17 protein-coding genes are annotated in these 16,834 nt (G+C 43.4%); 7 read left to right on the forward strand and 10 right to left on the reverse strand.

The genetic code is table 11. The features are described 5' to 3' along the window. Positions 1-6: 6 nt before the first annotated feature. From QZZ55_RS02115 to QZZ55_RS02125, 3 genes are read right to left on the reverse strand one after another with little or no spacing between them, the layout of a single operon-like run. Positions 7-681 (reverse strand): ATP-binding cassette domain-containing protein, encoded by a 675-nt coding sequence (locus QZZ55_RS02115; RefSeq protein WP_293264817.1) that lies wholly within the window; start codon positions 679-681, stop codon positions 7-9. Next, a complete protein-coding gene (locus tag QZZ55_RS02120; protein WP_293264819.1) occupies positions 674-1,435 on the reverse strand; it encodes an ABC transporter permease in 762 nt (253 codons plus the stop codon). Before QZZ55_RS02120 ends, QZZ55_RS02115 begins: the two co-directional genes overlap by 8 nt. Next, positions 1,432-2,442: an ABC transporter substrate-binding protein gene (locus QZZ55_RS02125; RefSeq protein ID WP_293264821.1), complete on the reverse strand. Its 1,011-nt coding sequence runs from the start codon at positions 2,440-2,442 to the stop codon at positions 1,432-1,434. The genes QZZ55_RS02120 and QZZ55_RS02125 overlap by 4 nt, the downstream gene beginning before the upstream one ends. Positions 2,443-2,669: 227 nt before the next feature. On the opposite strand from QZZ55_RS02125, the gene QZZ55_RS02130 reads away from it, so the two are divergent. The 3 genes from QZZ55_RS02130 (at position 2,670) to QZZ55_RS02140 (ending at position 4,569) form a co-directional block, all read left to right on the forward strand. Beyond that, on the forward strand, positions 2,670-3,074 hold the full coding sequence (locus QZZ55_RS02130; RefSeq protein ID WP_293264823.1) for a GFA family protein: 405 nt from the start codon (positions 2,670-2,672) through the stop codon (positions 3,072-3,074). A gap of 183 nt (positions 3,075-3,257) precedes the next feature. Continuing rightward, the gene (locus QZZ55_RS02135; RefSeq protein WP_293264824.1) at positions 3,258-3,701 is read left to right on the forward strand and encodes a hypothetical protein; all 444 of its coding nucleotides are present in this window, start codon (positions 3,258-3,260) and stop codon (positions 3,699-3,701) included. 145 nt (positions 3,702-3,846) lie between these two features. Beyond that, on the forward strand, positions 3,847-4,569 hold the full coding sequence (locus QZZ55_RS02140) for a transporter substrate-binding domain-containing protein (RefSeq protein ID WP_293264825.1): 723 nt from the start codon (positions 3,847-3,849) through the stop codon (positions 4,567-4,569). 67 nt (positions 4,570-4,636) lie between these two features. On the opposite strand, the gene QZZ55_RS02145 is transcribed toward QZZ55_RS02140, so the two are convergent. Continuing rightward, positions 4,637-5,038 carry a YbaN family protein gene (locus QZZ55_RS02145; RefSeq protein WP_293264827.1) on the reverse strand — a complete coding sequence of 134 codons (402 nt, stop codon included), beginning with the start codon at positions 5,036-5,038 and terminating at the stop codon, positions 4,637-4,639. 226 nt (positions 5,039-5,264) lie between these two features. Between QZZ55_RS02145 and QZZ55_RS02150 the strand changes: the two genes are divergently transcribed. From QZZ55_RS02150 to glcF, 3 genes are read left to right on the forward strand one after another with little or no spacing between them, the layout of a single operon-like run. Beyond that, a complete protein-coding gene (locus QZZ55_RS02150) occupies positions 5,265-6,731 on the forward strand; it encodes an FAD-linked oxidase C-terminal domain-containing protein (protein ID WP_293264829.1) in 1,467 nt (488 codons plus the stop codon). Continuing rightward, positions 6,724-7,827: a glycolate oxidase subunit GlcE gene (gene glcE, locus QZZ55_RS02155; RefSeq protein WP_293264831.1), complete on the forward strand. Its 1,104-nt coding sequence runs from the start codon at positions 6,724-6,726 to the stop codon at positions 7,825-7,827. Before QZZ55_RS02150 ends, glcE begins: the two co-directional genes overlap by 8 nt. A gap of 11 nt (positions 7,828-7,838) precedes the next feature. Further along, positions 7,839-9,065 (forward strand): glycolate oxidase subunit GlcF, encoded by a 1,227-nt coding sequence (gene glcF / locus QZZ55_RS02160; RefSeq protein ID WP_293264833.1) that lies wholly within the window; start codon positions 7,839-7,841, stop codon positions 9,063-9,065. Positions 9,066-9,137: 72 nt separating this feature from the next. Here glcF and lysA read toward each other — a convergent pair whose 3' ends face one another. Genes lysA through QZZ55_RS02185 form a run of 5 tightly spaced genes read right to left on the reverse strand, consistent with a single transcriptional unit; the run spans position 9,138 to position 13,715 of the window. Then, complete coding sequence (gene lysA / locus QZZ55_RS02165; RefSeq protein WP_293264835.1) at positions 9,138-10,589, reverse strand: diaminopimelate decarboxylase; 1,452 nt, start codon at positions 10,587-10,589, stop codon at positions 9,138-9,140. A gap of 41 nt (positions 10,590-10,630) precedes the next feature. After that, complete coding sequence (locus QZZ55_RS02170) at positions 10,631-11,413, reverse strand: ATP-binding cassette domain-containing protein (RefSeq protein WP_293264837.1); 783 nt, start codon at positions 11,411-11,413, stop codon at positions 10,631-10,633. Beyond that, on the reverse strand, positions 11,403-12,152 hold the full coding sequence (locus QZZ55_RS02175; RefSeq protein ID WP_293264839.1) for an ABC transporter permease: 750 nt from the start codon (positions 12,150-12,152) through the stop codon (positions 11,403-11,405). Before QZZ55_RS02175 ends, QZZ55_RS02170 begins: the two co-directional genes overlap by 11 nt. A 21-nt stretch (positions 12,153-12,173) precedes the next feature. Beyond that, complete coding sequence (locus QZZ55_RS02180) at positions 12,174-12,887, reverse strand: ABC transporter permease subunit (RefSeq protein WP_293264841.1); 714 nt, start codon at positions 12,885-12,887, stop codon at positions 12,174-12,176. 39 nt (positions 12,888-12,926) lie between these two features. Continuing rightward, positions 12,927-13,715 (reverse strand): ABC transporter substrate-binding protein, encoded by a 789-nt coding sequence (locus tag QZZ55_RS02185; protein ID WP_293264843.1) that lies wholly within the window; start codon positions 13,713-13,715, stop codon positions 12,927-12,929. A gap of 188 nt (positions 13,716-13,903) precedes the next feature. Between QZZ55_RS02185 and QZZ55_RS02190 the strand changes: the two genes are divergently transcribed. Then, the gene (locus QZZ55_RS02190) at positions 13,904-14,854 is read left to right on the forward strand and encodes a LysR family transcriptional regulator (RefSeq protein ID WP_293264845.1); all 951 of its coding nucleotides are present in this window, start codon (positions 13,904-13,906) and stop codon (positions 14,852-14,854) included. A 95-nt stretch (positions 14,855-14,949) separates the two neighbouring features. Here QZZ55_RS02190 and QZZ55_RS02195 read toward each other — a convergent pair whose 3' ends face one another. After that, positions 14,950-16,443 (reverse strand): aldehyde dehydrogenase family protein, encoded by a 1,494-nt coding sequence (locus QZZ55_RS02195; protein WP_293264847.1) that lies wholly within the window; start codon positions 16,441-16,443, stop codon positions 14,950-14,952. Positions 16,444-16,834 lie beyond the last annotated feature (391 nt).

Below are 16,834 nucleotides of genomic sequence, written 5' to 3' on the forward strand. Positions count from 1 at the left end.
GTGTATTTAATGTTTGAGTAAGGCCTCAAGCTCTGCATGAGAGACCTTATCTATTGAGTTACTATAGATGACCTCGGCGGGTGTATTACCCAAAACAGACACCGTATCACCCAACTCAAGTGCTTCATCCAAATTATGAGTAACATAAATCATACTGCGTGTTGGATGATCGCACACCAAACGTTTAATTAGCTTCCTCATTTCTCTCGCAGTGGGTAGGTCTAGTGAGGTTAAAGGTTCATCCATCAATACCACTTCAGGCTTTAATAATAAGCAACGAGCTAGTGCTGCGCGCCTTGCCATGCCTAATGAAATTTTAGAGGGATAGTAGTTAGCATAACCTTGCAGCCGAACCTCATCTAGCATATGCAATACCATCTCTTTATCAGGCTCAACTAACTGTAAGTTCTGCATAATAGTGCGCCAAGGTAAAAGCCGTGGCTGTTGAAATAGGTAGCCTATGTCGGGATCTTGTTGTAGCCATAGGTAGTGGCTCTTGCTTTTAGTACTTGGCGCTATGTTTTCTTGTTGTAATCCTGCCATCATGTTAAGTAGCGATGTTTTGCCGCTACCGGAGGGGCCCAGCAAGCAGTGAGTCTCACCTGGATTAAGTTTTATGTTAAGTGCAGCAAGAATTTTTTGATCGGATAGGTCTAGCCCTTTGACAGAGAACTCAAACATATCCGCACCCTTTTTGCCAGCGTGATGCATTGCGATCTAATGGTTGTAATATGAACCACTCAACCAATTGCACAATAAGGATAAAAGCAAAGCTGTAAGCAAGGATGGTGGCTACGTCGAACAACTGAAAAGCCAAATGTAACTGAAAACCCACCCCGTCAGACCGGCCCAGCAGTTCAACAACAAGGACTATTTTCCAAATCAACGCTAAGCCGCTGCGGGTAGCAACCATGATATAGGGAAACAATTGAGGCCACCATAAATGTAGAAGTTTCTGACGAAAGCTAAACTCATACATTATCGACATTTCCTCAAGCTCATGATCAAACATGCGGCCTCCCTCACGTAGGGTTACAGCAACATTAGGTAGTTTGTTAATAATAACGGCTGCTACAGCAGCTACTTCTATAAGGCCGCACCAAATATAGAGCAGGATAATCACGACGAGCGCGGGAATATTTAGCAATATAATGAGCAAGGGATCTAACACACGGTTTACCAACCTAAACCGTCCCATTAATACGCCAAGTAGTCCGCCTATGGCCATAGCAAAAATAAAGCTGATAAGAACACGCCTAAGTGTCACCGTTAAGCTTTCAAGTAGCCGTTGCTCGTGCCACTCTTTACTTAATGATAAGAAAACTTCGGCTGGTGCTGGGAATAGGGAGCTGGATACCATCGTGGCAACTACCCACCAAATAGATAGCAAACAAGCAAACGCTATTACCTGATCACCCATCCTGCCTATTTTCATTTGCTACCCTTATCAACAAGAGCACCTTGAAAAGGTTCCTTATGGAAAAGTTGAGGATCAAGGGTTAATTCTGTTGGGTAAGGTTTAAGGCCATCAATGATATTGTAGAAATTAACCGCATCTTCTATCTGTTGTTGATCAAGCTCATCAGGAATGCCGGCTTTATAACCTGCTACTAGGGCCTGATAGATCTTATCGTTTTCAGATTTCATAAGTGGGCGCAACGTAATCCAAGCATCGTCGTTAACGGCGAGCTGCGCTTTAGCCGCCTTAACAGAGTTATAGAACGCTGTAACAAGGTCTGGATGTTGGTCTCCCAGCTTAGCTTTATATAAATAACCCAACATAGGTACATTACTTTTTAGGCCGAGATCTCGCATGATGGTTTTAAGACTGTAGAGTTTTTGGTATCCCTCAGCTTCAAGACGAGCACCGTAATGCCAAAAGGTGACGAGTATATCGAGCTGGCCATTTTTCATGGCTTGGCTTAATAAAGGTGGAGCTCCGAACTGTATTTTTGCTTCTTTTTGAAGGTCTAACCCTTCTTTTTTTGCTGCTGCACGCATGAGAGCCCAGCCTTTATTCATAGGGCCTCCTGCTATACCTACTCGCTTATCTTTTAAGCTCGAGTAACTTGAAATATTGCGGCCTTGTGCTGTGATAATGCTACCAACTTGTTTAGAAAAAGGTATAAAACGTAAATTAGCTCCTTTGTGATTTCGTTCAGAAGCCCAAAGCCAATCAGAGACGATAAAGTCCGTATTACCCGCGGTAATAGCGATACGAGCGGCCGGTAAACTAGCCACTTGGTCGATGACTAAATCGTAGCCATTTTTATGATCAAGCTGTGCCTGTTTAATATGTTGTAGTTCCCAGTTAACGGTTCCCCATGCAATAACGGTAACTTTCAGTGTGGGTAGTGGTGTTTTAACTACTTCTTGAGCGCTTAGCAGAGCAGAAAAAAATAATAAAATGCTAGAAAAGAAAAGTGATAAGAATGTTTGCATTAGGCACTCATTATTTTAGATAGTAGATGTGGTAAAACCCTATACCAACATAGGCTGCTGTTTCATTAGCCAACATGGTACTTTGGTGCCTTTTTTATTGCTGGGTGGTGGCCTTTAGGCTAAGGCTTGTGCTGCAGGAGGCAACGTTTAATCAGTGTGAAGTTGCTGTTATCAGTTACTAATTACCAGTTTTTGAAAAATACGGTTTTGATATTTAGGGGGGAGATGTGTTGATTACAGGTGAGTGCTTTTGTGGTGAAGTGATGTATCAAGTTGATGGGAAACTACGTGATGCGCGGTCGTGCCATTGCTCTAGGTGCAGAAAAGCATTTAGCTCACAAGCATCTGCATATGCGCTAGTAGAGCCTGGCCAGTTCAGTTGGGTGTCTGGAGAAGAGCTCCTCACTTCTTATGTCGGTCAGCATGGTTTTGGTCTGCAGTTTTGTAAAGTGTGTGGCTCTACTGTCTCTGGTATTTATAACGGTCACGTTCATGGCATTACACTAGGTTGTGTGAATGGAGATCCCGACATTGAGCTTGGTATGCACATCTATGTTGGTTCTAAAGCATCATGGGAAAAGATTCCTGAGGGTATCCCACATTATCTAAAAGGGTCCCCCGCTGATGCTTAACTCTTTCCCTCTTTGCTTTTGACTTTTCCTAGTAGTTAATTGAGACCGTGGTGCACGTAATCAAAAAGCCCACGTGGTTTTATCGGTTTCTCGTTAGAATTGGTTGATACTTATTACCTTTTTGGTACTTTTTTATAATTATGTAGGTATTAGTCTTTAATGAAGTATCTATGAGGGTTCATCATGGTTTTTCAGCGTAGCCGTACGGCTGTCTATCGCTATTTAGGTAAACGCTTAGAAATGGCGTTGGGACTGGGTCTCATTTTAGTTGTCACGGTAATTGAAAATATATTATCTAGCACAATAGCCGTTACTATTTTTGTTGCGGTGCTGCTTGTGAGGCTTCCCAGTGTTAAGAAGGGTTTTGAAGAGTTTAGCTATACCTTGCTAACTATCGATAAAGATACGCTCACTGTTACGACTAAGCAGGGTGATACGCAATATCAGCTCGATGATTTCAAAATCATGTTATATAAGAAGCGTGCTAAGGCGATCACTGTCTTTGTGCTAATGAGTGAAAACGACGGTGTTAAGTTTGAGTACTATCAACAGATGAATGAGCTCTTTGATACTTTAAGCGAGAGCGTTATGTTGCGAAAAGAGATTCCGTGGTGGCAACGCTTGTAAAGCTTGCTGATAGTAAGCTTTTTTTGTGCATTTTTTTATCTCTGCTAATCTTAATTCATATGATGTTTTCTTATGGGTACAGCATTTTTCTGTGATCATTTTATGGTGATTACTATTCAATGTTTGCTGGCTTTCGGGTGATCAGATGAAGTTGTTTTCAAATGTCAAAAAAAAATGTTTTTCTCTTCTAATTGGATTACTTGTATTAATAGCATTGCCTCTACAAGCTCAGGAACGTTTTGTCTTTTCAGCGATGATAGACTCTCAGGTGATGGATACTGCTGAAATAGTCATCAAAGAAGCTTATCAAAGGCTCGGTATAGATGTTGACGTCAGTAAATTTCCGGGGAGAAGGTCGATGGCGACTTCAAACAGTGGAGAAACAGACGGAGAGCTGGCCCGCATCATTCATATAGATAAAGAATTTAAGAACCTAATAAGGGTTCCTGTCCCTGTCTACACCATGGAAAGTGTAGCTGCTACAAAAAATACTGAGCTATTGCGCTGGAAGGCGGAACACCTGACGCAGTACAAAGTAGGCAGAGTGAGTGGTGTTATTTGGTCAGAAAAACTGACAAGGGAAATGAACACAGTGGTTGCTGATGACTACAAGGCTCTTCTTAATATGATGTTCTATGGCAGAATGGATATCGTTCTGGGTGCTCGTGCGTCCCTGTTAAGTAAGTCCAAAGAATTAAATTTGAAAGGGGTTAAAATTTTAGAGCCTCCAATTAATGAAGTTAGCGTCTATCATTACTTGCACAAAAAACATATTGATTTTGTACCTAAAGTGGCAAAGGTTTTACAGGAAATGACACAGGAAGGACGAATAAAGCAGATAAAAGAAGACGTCGTGCTTGCCTTTTAAATAACAGATCTCTTGTTACTAGTAACAAGTTAAAGGTGCTTTATTATTCAATAATTACAAAGCTTCTTTATTGATTTTTGGCGGGTGGTGTTTCTTTAATGCGCCATAGAAAGAATAATAAAATGGTGGCGCAGCTCACCAACATGAGTTGTAAATAAGGGCGGTCAGACAATATTAGTATTGATATTGAGAAAGTAATAATAATCATAACAGTGGAGCGTTTTTTTGTTTGACGCGACATGCGATGAGTTGATTCCCATTCTTTCAGCGCAGGGCCAAACCAGCGGTTATTCAATAGCATCTGATGAAAGCGTGGTGAGCTTTTGGCAAAACAACCGAGGGCGAGAATAAGGAAGGGCGTGGTAGGCAATATAGGCAAGACAACGCCGATGGTCCCTAGCGCAATAAAAAACCAACCGCAGCCAATCATTAAGCCTTTCTTTACACCAACACGGGTTATTTTGTTCAACTCAGCAAGCCTGTATCAATTTCTTTATCTATTATAGTGCTAAAGCCTAGCACAGATAGTGGTCCCTTTACCTAGCAGCGTGGTTTGCTTTCAATTTTACTATTAACACACAAGGTAAAAGTGCTGTTACCTAAAAATAATGTGCCATCGGTGTCTGTCACGTTATAAGATTCAGTATAAGCCAGTCTCTTATTGTGTATATGTAGTGCTATGCCGGAGCCGTTTGATGAGTACGACAAACAAGCTAAGTAAAGATGAATTGTGTCAGCTGTTTTGTGAATTTATTGCACCACAGAATGTAATTGCAGATGAGGAAACTCTCAAACCTTATGAGTGTGATGGTTTGTCGATGTATTGCGAGATGCCATTAATTGTTGTATTGCCAGAAACAGTAGAGCAGGTACAAGAAGTGCTACGTGTTTGCCATCGGTTTGGTATTCCTTTAGTTGCGCGTGGTGCGGGCACCGGCCTGTGTGCTGGAGCAATGCCAAATGCTGAGGGCGTTGTTCTCTCGTTAGCCAAGTTTAAGAATATTCTAGAGGTAAATCCGCAAACTCGTACGGCAAGATTGCAGCCTGGTGTGCGTAACTTGGCCATTAGTGAGGCGGCAGCTGAATTTGGCTTGTATTACGGGCCTGATCCTTCCTCCCAAATAGCCTGTACGATTGGTGGTAACGTTGCTGAAAACTCAGGTGGTGTGCATTGTCTCAAATACGGCCTTACGGTACACAATGTTTTGAGCGTGGAAATGCTTACCGTTGAAGGTGAGAGGGTTACGTTAGGCAACGATGGGTTGGATAGTTGTGGGTTAGATCTACTAGCGCTGATCAATGGTTCCGAAGGTTTACTGGGCGTGGTTACCGAGATTCAGGTTAAATTGCTGCCCATACCTGAAAAAGCCCGCGTGGTGATGGCTGGATTTGATAATGTTCAACAAGCAGGAGATTCAGTCGGGGGCATTATTGCCAGTGGTATTATCCCCGCGGGGCTGGAGATGATGGACTCTTATGCCATCTCGGCAGCGGAAGACTTTGCTAAGGCTGGTTATCCCAAAGACGCTAAAGCCTTGTTGTTGTGTGAAGTGGATGGCACAGCTGAAGAAGTACAAGAGCATATAGAGCAAGTTGAAAAGCTATTCCACTCCTTTGGTGCTACGTCGGTTAGGACATCGCAAACAGAAGCCGAGCGTGCGTTGCTGTGGAAAGGACGTAAATCAGCTTTCCCTGCAGTCGGTCGTATTTCACCTGATTATTACTGTATGGATGGTACTATTCCTCGTGGCCAACTGGCGCATGTATTAACTGAAATGCAGCGTTTGTCAGACTACTATCAGTTACGTGTGGCGAATGTTTTTCATGCGGGTGATGGTAATTTGCACCCCTTAATATTGTTCGATGCAAACGTCCCTGGTGAGTTTGATAAAACTGAAGAATTTGGTGGCAAGATACTCGAACTATGTGTTGCCGTTGGGGGCTGTATTACCGGTGAACATGGCGTAGGAATAGAAAAAATTCGCCAGATGTCGGTGCAATTTACCGAATTAGAGTTATTACAGTTTAATGCGATTAAAGATGCTTTTGACCCTGTGGGAACATTGAACCCAGGTAAAGGAGTACCGACGTTACGCCGCTGCCAAGAGTACCGTTCAATAGAGCCTAAGGCTAGAAATAAGGAGGGCGTTGCTCATGGCTGATCTTTCAGCAGACATACAACAGCAAGTGCTTGCTGCGCGTAATGATAAGCAGGTGTTAAATATTGTGGGTGGCGCAAGTAAGTCCTTTATGGGACGCGAGGCTGTGGGTGAGCGGCTGGATGTTTCTGGGCATAGTGGGATCGTAAATTACCAGCCTGTCGAACTAGTTCTGACTGCCAGAGCAGGAACTCAGTTAACCGAGATTGAAGCAGCGTTAGCGCAGAACAACCAAATGCTAGCGTTTGAGCCGCCGCGCTTTTCAGGTGTTGCCACTATTGGTGGTACTCTCGCTTGCAATCAATCAGGCCCCGGCCGACCTTGGACAGGCTCAGTACGTGATCATGTATTGGGGGTTCGGTTAATTAATGGGCTTGGAGAGCATTTGAGATTTGGTGGCCAAGTGATGAAAAACGTCGCCGGTTATGATGTCTCACGCTTACAAGCAGGCGCGATGGGTTCGTTAGGTGTTATTACAGAAATTAGTTTAAAAGTACTACCAAAACCAGCGGCAAGGTGCACTATTGTTTGGGATATGGGGGCTCAGGACGCTATCAATTTCATGAATCAACTTGCGGCACGCCCTAAGCCCTTGAGCGCTGCATGCTGGTTGCAGGGGCGTTTATATGTACGCTTATCCGGCGCGTTTTCAGCGGTAGAGGCTACTGTAAAAGAATGGAAAGGCATTGAGTTGGAGCATAGGCATGCAGATGAATTTTGGCGGCAACTAGGTCAGCAAGAGCTTTCCTTTTTTGAAATATCCTCTTCTGTAAGGCAGGGCTCGTCTATCGGAAATGTTGATATGCCGTTATGGCGTTTTTCGGTTAATTCAGCAGCCAGTATTCCATCGCTTGATGAACACTGCATCATTGACTGGGGTGGATCACAGCGCTGGCTGCGTGGCGAGCAAGATAAATTGCATATGGAGTCACTGGCGGCAAGTGCTGGAGGCCAGGTCTGCCTTTATGCTGGCGGGGACCGTCGTTCTGAAGTGATGCATACAACACCAGCAGTACTTCAGATAATCCAGAAGCGGATTAAAGCATCGTTTGACCCTGATGGTATTTTTAATCCCGGACGTTTGTATAACTGGATGTAGAGCAGGCTTTTATGAAAACGGACTTAATTCCACATTATCAAGATTCACCGCAGGGACAAGATGCTGAAAAGATTCTTAGAAGTTGTGTGCACTGCGGATTTTGTAACGCGACTTGCCCGACTTACCAAGAACTCAATGATGAGCGAGATGGCCCGCGTGGGCGTATTTATCTTATCAAGCAACTGCTTGAGGGTGGTGAGGTTACTGAGAAAACGCGTACGCATTTAGACCGCTGCTTAACGTGCCGTAGTTGTGAAACTACCTGTCCTTCAGGTGTGCAATATGGCCGCTTAATAGATTTTGGTCGTGCTGAAGTCGAGAAAAAACTTGAGCGCCCGTTTAATCAAAAGCTCATGCGTTGGGCGCTTCGACAGGTATTACCTTATTCACAGCGATTTGGCCCATTACTAAAAGTAGGGCAGTCTCTTAGACCGATCATGCCCGAAGTCGTTAAAACCAAAATACCACCTAAGCGAGAGGTTAGTAGCCCTTGGCCTGCGAAGCGCCACGCCCGAGTTATGCTGGCATTAGCTGGATGCGCACAACCCAGTACAACTCCAAATACCAATGTATCTACCGCACGTGTACTCGATAAATTAGGAATTACGCTGGTGGAGGAGCCTAAAGCTGGTTGCTGTGGTGCGGTTAGCTATCATCTTGGTGCACATGATGAAGGTTTAGACTTTATGCGGCGTAATATCGATGCTTGGTGGCCAGCAGTAGAGGCCGGCGTTGAAGCTATCGTGATGACGGCATCTGGCTGCGGTGCAATGCTACAAGATTATGGTTATGCATTAAGGCATGATGCTAATTATGCTGAAAAAGCATTAAAAATTAGCGAGTTGACCAAAGATGTTAGTGAGATACTGCAAGCAGAAGATTTAACCCTGCTCTCTGTTATCAATACTGCGGGAAGTAACTCTTCCGGTAAAGTAGCAGTACATTGCCCGTGCACGCTACAGCACGCGATGCAGCAAGGCGATGCAGTTGAAAGTATTCTTGGAAAAGTGGGTATTGAACTGGTTCGCACAAAAGATAAACACCTTTGCTGTGGTTCAGCCGGAACTTATTCAATCTTACAGCCTGAAATGAGCCAAAAACTATTAAGTAATAAGTTAGCAGCCTTAACGGGAGAGCAGCCAGATCGCATCGTGACCTCAAATGTTGGTTGCCAGCTGCATCTAGAGTCAAAAGCCTCAGTGCCTGTGCAACATTGGATTGAGTTACTGGATCGCTAAGGCGCGTAGAAAGCTCTTTATTATAGGCCCACAGGTAATTTGATCTGTGGGCTTATAGTTTTTAGAACTGTTTTATGAGACGTCGTACGTCAATAAGTCTTCATATTGTGCGCGCCTGCGAATGAGCCGACTTTCTTGGTTTTCATTTAGCATAACGGCGGCAGCGGATTGGCGACCACAATACTCGTTCATCATTTCTAAGGCATAAGCGCCAGTGTCTAATAATGCAATAACATCACCCACTTGAGTGTCGGCGGGTAGCTCACGCATATTTGGTTGGCGTACTAATATTTTTTTTAGTACTTCCTGGTGAGCTTCTAAGGAAGGTTCGGTTTGCAGGAGAGACTTTACTGATCCTTCGCCTTCAATATCATAGTAGGTATCGCTGCTATCACATAAAGGTCCCACCATACGACATAGTTTGGTGTCTGTATCATTAGTGCGTGATGCATTTATCATGTGAAAATACCAGCCATTGTAAATATCAAACAACACGCTATAACCCGCATCTAAATAATATACGGGGTGCTGGTTTCGGGTTTTTTCTGCTTCGATACGTGTCAGCATGATGGCGGTATCGCTTACCATACTGCGGCCAGGCTCAACAATAATTTCGATTTCACAGCCCAGAGCTTCTGTAATGGGTTTGATTAAAATTTCGGATAAAACGCTAAAATCAATTTGTGTGCGGTAGTTCTGTTTGTAATGCTCTGAAACGGTGTTCAGGTTGTCTTGGTGACTAGTATAGTTTTTAGGGTAACCTCCGCCTAAGTTAATATGCTCTAAAGGGTAGGGCAGTAATAAGCGTATCTCGTGAGCGTATGCAATCAGAAAATCCGCTTCTGCTTGAAATGCGCTGATCTCATTTACTTGTGTTCCAATATGAGCATGTATGCCACACATCTTTAATGATTCGGGATGACGATTGATAAGCTGGATAGCATGCAATTGTTCATCGCGAGTCATACCGAATTTAGAAGCGGATGTTCCTGTTTCCCAGCCTGCTGTTGCCCCACCCTTTATTTCTGGAATGATACGTAGTGCAACATTGGCTCGTTTGTTAAGTGATAAGGCCGTATTTAGAATACGTTGCAGTTCTGATAGAGAATCAACATTTATTGCTTTAATCCCTGCATTTATTACTTCACGTAGTTCGTTATGCTGTTTAGCGACGCCATTAAATACCATGTCTTTCGGTAAATAACCTGCGGCAGATGCTTTGAAAAATTCACCCCCAGAGTTTACTTCGATAGATAAGCCTGCCTCTTTAAATACTTTTAAAACAGAAAGATTGGCGCAAGCTTTACTGGCGAAACAAACACGTGTTTTTTCGTGTACTTGACGAAAACTACTTAAAATATCTAAGGCATTCCCTCGTAACTTATTTTCTGAGTAGACAAATAAAGGAGAGCCGTATCTTTTAATCAAATGATTTACATTAACACCATCAATCATTAACACATTATCTTCACTATTAAGATGATGCTGTCTTTCCCATGGATGCAAAGCAACGGCCTGGTTCATAATATGTTCTCGTATTCGTAGAAGTGAAATGGCTGCATAAATTAGTACTGTGTTGATAAAAAACGTTGTAGATGCTCGGATTTTGGGGCGTTAAATAATTGCTCAGGAGGGCCTTGTTCTTCTATTTTTCCTTGGTGCAGAAAAATTACGTGAGATGAAACGTCACGAGCAAAGCGCATTTCATGAGTCACCATAATCATAGTGCGTCCTTCTTCGGCAAGTTCGCGAATAACCAGTAGCACCTCGTTTACAAGTTCTGGGTCTAGTGCTGAAGTCGGTTCATCAAAAAGCATGACGTCAGGCTCCATAGCTAAGGCTCTAGCAATAGCAACCCTCTGTTTTTGGCCACCAGAAAGGTGGTCCGGATACATGTGAGATTTTTCTAGCATGCCAACACGGCTTAGTAGTGCTTTGGCTTGTATTTCTACCGAGTCACGGTTGCGTTTGAGTACAGTGCATGGGCCGAGCATGACATTTTCCAAAACACTCATGTGAGACCATAGGTTGAACGACTGAAAAACCATACCTAAACGTGAACGAATACGTTCAATTTGGCTTTGAAGATTTTTGCTGTTTCCCTGCTCTACGCCTTGAGAAAGCTCTAGCTGTTCACCATGTACTCTGATTCTTCCAGCATTAGGAAACTCTAATAAATTCATACAGCGTAAAAAGGTACTTTTGCCAGAACCACTTGATCCAATAATACTGATGACATCATGTTTTTTAGCAGTGAGGGACACGCCTTTAAGCACTTTTATATCGCCAAAGGATTTATGTAGTTCTTCTACGTGCAGTGCGGGCTCGGACTGTAAGCTAGTTGACATGGCATGTTTCCTTGGGGGGATTGAGGGCTTTGGGTGCTGGCAGGTGCTTGTTATTAACGGGATAATACATGTGGCGGGTTAGTCGTTTTTCTAATAACCGCCATGCGAAAACAAACAAGGTGGTAATCATTAAGTAAATGATTGCTGCCCAGAAATAAACTGATATGTCGAATGTTTGCGAGAAAACACGGCGGGTATGCCCCATAACATCCATCAGCGTTATAACACTGGCAATAGCACTCCCTTTAAGCATGAGAATGATCTCGTTACCGAGTGCTGGTAACGCAATTCTATAGGTATGCGGAAGGATTATTGTTCGATAGAGCAGCGTACGCTTCATACCCAGAGCAACACCTGCTTCGATTTCGCCGTAGGGAACTGCTTGTAATCCACCTCGTAATATTTCTAGCTGGTAAGCTGTTGAGTTCAAAGCAAAAGTGAAAAGTGCGCAATAAAATGGGTCTCTAAAAAACCACCAAACCCCTAGGTCGGTTAACTCTTCACGAAACTGGCCCGAACCGTAATAAATCAAAAACAGTTGTGCTAATAAGGGAGTTCCGCGAAAGAAAGAAACAAACAGCCTTATTGGCCATTGGAATGCTTTGTTTTTACTTCGACGCAAAATAGCTAATGGGAGTGACAGCAAACCTGCAATAACAACTGATATAAAGGTCAGTTTTAAGGTCATGGACATTCCATCAAGTAACTTTGGCCAATAGTCGATGAGTACTTCAAACATGGGTGGATGATCCTCGTTTAATCATGAGGTTCGTATTCCTCGATTTGCTCTCTTTTCCAGTCGAGCTATGCACCATTCAAAAAAGATGCAAATGGCCCAGTAGGTTAAACAAACGGTGAGGAAAAAGAGGAAAGGCTTTTTGGTGGAACCCACTGCAATATTGGCCATTCGCATGAGGTCGTTTAATGCAATTACAGAGACTAAGGCAGTGTCTTTAAGCAAGTTGATCCATAGATTGCCTAATCCGGGTAACGCTAAACGCAGCATTTGTGGAAGCTCAATAAGGCGAAATATTTGTAATTGACTCATGCCGGTGGCAAGGGCTGCTTCTCGTTGCCCTTTGTCTAGTGCTTGCCATGCACCACGTAATACTTCGCCAGAGTAGCCCCCAAATACCAACCCAAGCGCAATAATTCCTGCTACAAAAGGGCTTAATTCAAAGAAACCAGCATCGGGGTTTAGCCACTTTATTATTTTATTAAGTAGCAGCCCTACACCATGGTAGATAATAAATAAGGTTAGTAGCTCAGGAAGCCCCCGAATCATTGTTGTGAAAGTAAATGCGATTAAGCGTGGGTAGGTTTTTTTTGCCACTGAAGCGGCGGCGACACTAAAGCCTAAAAACAACCCGATAGGTAAGGTGATGAGGGCTAGCGACAGGGTAATACCCAATCCACTAGCTAGTTCGTCTCCCCAACCGTTTTTACCGAAACTAAGGTACTCAAACCACTCCATAAGGCATCCTCGGAGTTAAGACATTATGAGTTTTGTGTTTTATTTCAGTGTGAGAATGTTCACTGAGAAAAACTTATCGTTAATGGCTTTGTAGGTTCCGTCAGCAACGATTTCGTCCAGAGCTTCGTTTAGTTTTTGGCGTAAAGCATCATCTTCCTGGCGCAATGCTATACCAACGCCATCACCCACATATTTTGGATCAGTAATCGGTGTGCCTACTATTTTACAGCAGCTGCCATCTTCAGATTTTTGAGTCCAGTCGAGCATTGGAATCATGTCACCTACCTGTGCATCAATACGCCCTGAAATTAAATCTAGATTAACGGCATCCTGGGTGGGGTATAAGCGGATGTCAGAATCTGGGTAGGCTGCAGAAAGGAACTCTCCTTGCGTTGTTGAGCCCTGTGCCCCTATTGACTTACCTGCGAGTGCTTTAGGGGAAAAATCAGTAATTTTTGATGATTTCTCTGTCACAAAAGTCATTGCTGATTTTTGATATGGCTGGGTGAAATCAACCTTTTGTTTGCGCTTATCAGTAATAAACATTGAGGCAATAATGACGTCGTATTTACCGGCCAGTAATGCGGGGATAATGCCATCCCAATCCTGTGCAACGAAACTGCACTTTGCTTTGATCTTGTCACAAAGCGCTTTACCAATCTCGATATCAAAACCCGCTAATTCACCGTCTGAAGTGAAATAGTTAAATGGAGGGTAGGCTCCTTCAGTCCCTATACGAAGTGTGGTTGCTTCTTCTGCGTGTAAGGCTGAAAAAGGCGTCGCTGTGAAAATGATAGATAGTGCCAACGAACATAGGTTTTTATTCATTTTATTTTCCCTTGGAGTCTGGCTCCGCTCATAGATGGCAGCCCTGAAAAGTCAATTTTTTTGCTAAGACAATTCAGGTGCAACAAGGACAGTGTCTGGAATGTTCTCATATTTGTAAAATGTATTATTTTTATGCTATTCATAGGCTGTTGCTATGTGTTGGTTGTGCTTATTTGAGGTATGAAAAAATGTTGTCACCACGAGAGCGCTTACTACGTAATCTGGACTGGAATCTCCTGTATACCTTTCTTGTTATCGTTGAAGAGAGCAGTATTACAGGTGCTGCACGCAAATTATCACTGAGCCAACCGAGTGTTAGTAATGCTTTGAAGAGGCTAGAAGAGCATCTTGGCATGAGGCTTATTGTGCGAAAGAAAGGTGTCTTTTCCTTGACGTACCAAGGACTGCGTATGTATGAATACGCCTCATCAGCGAGCAGTATTATTTCTCATATGGCAGAGCAGTTTGCAGAGGAAGAGGGCTCGGTGCAGGGGGAAGTAAACATACAGATAGCAAGCCATATTCATTGCCCTGCTTTTGATCAAACACTAGCACAATACCATGCGCAATACCCAAAAGTGCTTTTAAGTATTAATGCCCAGCCCAGTGCTGACATTGTTAGTGCTGTAGCAGAAGGTGAGTTGCATATTGGCTTAAGCAATAAAAAGATAGCGCATACGGGGCTTCGTTTTGATTTGTTGGGATATGAGCAAATGGCTTTTTACTGCGGAGGCACTCATCCGCTGTTTGGCAAAAAGAAACTCAGTTTAGATGACCTGAGTGGGTTGTCTTATGTGTCATTTGAAAGTGATCAGCCAGGGGAGGGCTTAAATGATGTGTCAAAGTTACGCGCCGAAAACGAGTGCTGGGGAAAGCTAGTCGCAGTGTCATCAAATGAAGAAGAAGTGCGGCGATTAATTCTTGCTGGTGTTGGGTTTGGTGCATTAACTGTGGAAGGCGCAAAGCCTTTTGTTGAACAAAAAATGCTATATCAGTTACCGCCTTATGAGCAATTGCCTATAAACGATGTGTATTTGGTGACGCCGGAGAATATCCCTTTGACGGAGGTTGAGTTTTTATTTGTATCTATGCTGAGAGAGGTTTCCTTAGGAGCGATACGTGAAACCTACTTCCAGTAGATAATAGCCTGCATGGCAGGGAGGCCACATAGCGTGATCCCTGCCGTGCTTGAAGCTCTTTATCTAAGTAAAACCTTAAGTAATACTTGAGTGAATTAAAGGTGAATAAGCACCGATTTAAGTTCAGTGTAATGCTCAATGACTGCTGATCCCATCTCCCTTCCTAAGCCTGACTGTTTATAGCCTCCAAAAGGAAGTGCTGAATCAAGTGCCGTATGGCAGTTCACCCACACACTACCGGATTTGATCCGTGGAATCATGCGGTGTACTTGAGATAAGTTATTTGACCAGATACTCGCGCCTAATCCATAGTCTGAGTCATTGGCTGCCTTGATGACTTCCTCTATATCATCAAATGGCCTAGCAACTAAGACCGGGCCGAATATCTCTTCTTGCACCAGTTTTGAGTTTTGTTCAAGGTCGACCATAACTGTTGGTTTTACAAAATACCCGGGGCGATCGGCTACACCTCCGCCGGCAGTAATGGTTGCGCCATCTTGGCGTCCTTGTTCAATGTAACCATTTACTCGGTCATATTGCTTAGCTGAAACAAGCGGCCCCATTTGTGAACTAGGATCTAAACCATGGCCGAGTGTGATGCTGTTGGCGATATCGGAAATGTCAGCCACAACATTTTCAAAGTGTTTTTTGTGTACATAAAGACGCGAACCTGCACAACATACTTGCCCTTGGTTAAAGAAAATGGCGTTAGCTGCACCTTGTGCAGCCATATTAAGATCCGCATCTTCTAGAACGATAGTGGGAGATTTTCCACCAAGTTCTAGGGTAACGCGTGTCATGCTGTCCATAGCTGCTTTACCTATCATTTTTCCGATAGGGGTAGACCCAGTAAATGTCAGTTTATCAACATCAGGGTGAGAAGATAACGCCGCGCCAGCTTCATGTCCGTAGCCTGTCACAACATTTAAAACACCGGCAGGGTAACCGGCCTCCATTACTAGCTCAGCTAAACGTAGTGCCGTAAGAGATGTATCCTCCGCAGGTTTTAAAACGACAGTACAGCCCGTCGCTAAAGCAGGGCCTAGTTTCCAGCAGGATAATAACAACGGGAAATTCCATGCGACAATTGCACCTACAACACCGACCGCTTCACGACGGGTATATCCATGAAATTGTGAGCCCGGCATAAAGGGAACCGAAACATCAACTGTGCTTCCTTCTATTTTTGTAGCAAAACCGGCCATATAACGAAGAAAATCAATCGCTAAACGAATATCCACAGCTTTTGCAATCGCAGCACTTTTACCATTATCTATCGATTCGATTTCAGATAACTCATCACTATTGGCTTCCATAAGGTCAGCTAAGCGCCATAACAAACGTTCTCTATCTGACGGAAGGGCACGACTCCAATCAGAATCTTCAAAGGTTTGGCGTGCTACGGCAACCGCTCTATTAATATCTTCTTGGCCGCCGGCTTGTATGGTGGTGATTTTTTCAGCAATGGCTGGGTTGTATACATCAATAGTTTGCTCTGAAGCGCAGGCTACCGATTCGCCATTGATGAACAGCTTATGGTTTCTGTTAATAAAGTCATGGGTTGCTGCGCTGGGGTTATATGTAGTCATAACAAGCCTTTTTATTGTTGTTTGATGTTGTCTAGAAGCAGCAAAGGCTGTGCCATCTTAATAAAAGCTTATTTAAGTCTTTGTAATAAAAGAACTTTATGATTTCTCATAACATGAATTTAAGATTTACACTTTGTTGCAGAGTGCGACAACTGTTTTGTGGGCTTTGTGTGGCTTACTGAAGCAGGAGCACCGTTTGGACTGGTTTGTAGCAAGGTGTATCAGATTTGCACAGGTGTCTCATTTTAAAACAGTTTTAGTGACTATGTTTTTAGATACGAAAGTACATGTTTGTGTTGTAACTTTTTGTTAATAAAGGACTTAACGGATAATGGCACACCATATGCTTTGCCTTGAGTGTGAAACAAATAAATCCATCTTAAAATAATCA

The sequence above is a fragment of the Neptunomonas sp. genome (genome assembly GCF_016744175.1).
Taxonomy (GTDB): Bacteria; Pseudomonadota; Gammaproteobacteria; order Pseudomonadales; family Balneatricaceae; genus Neptunomonas.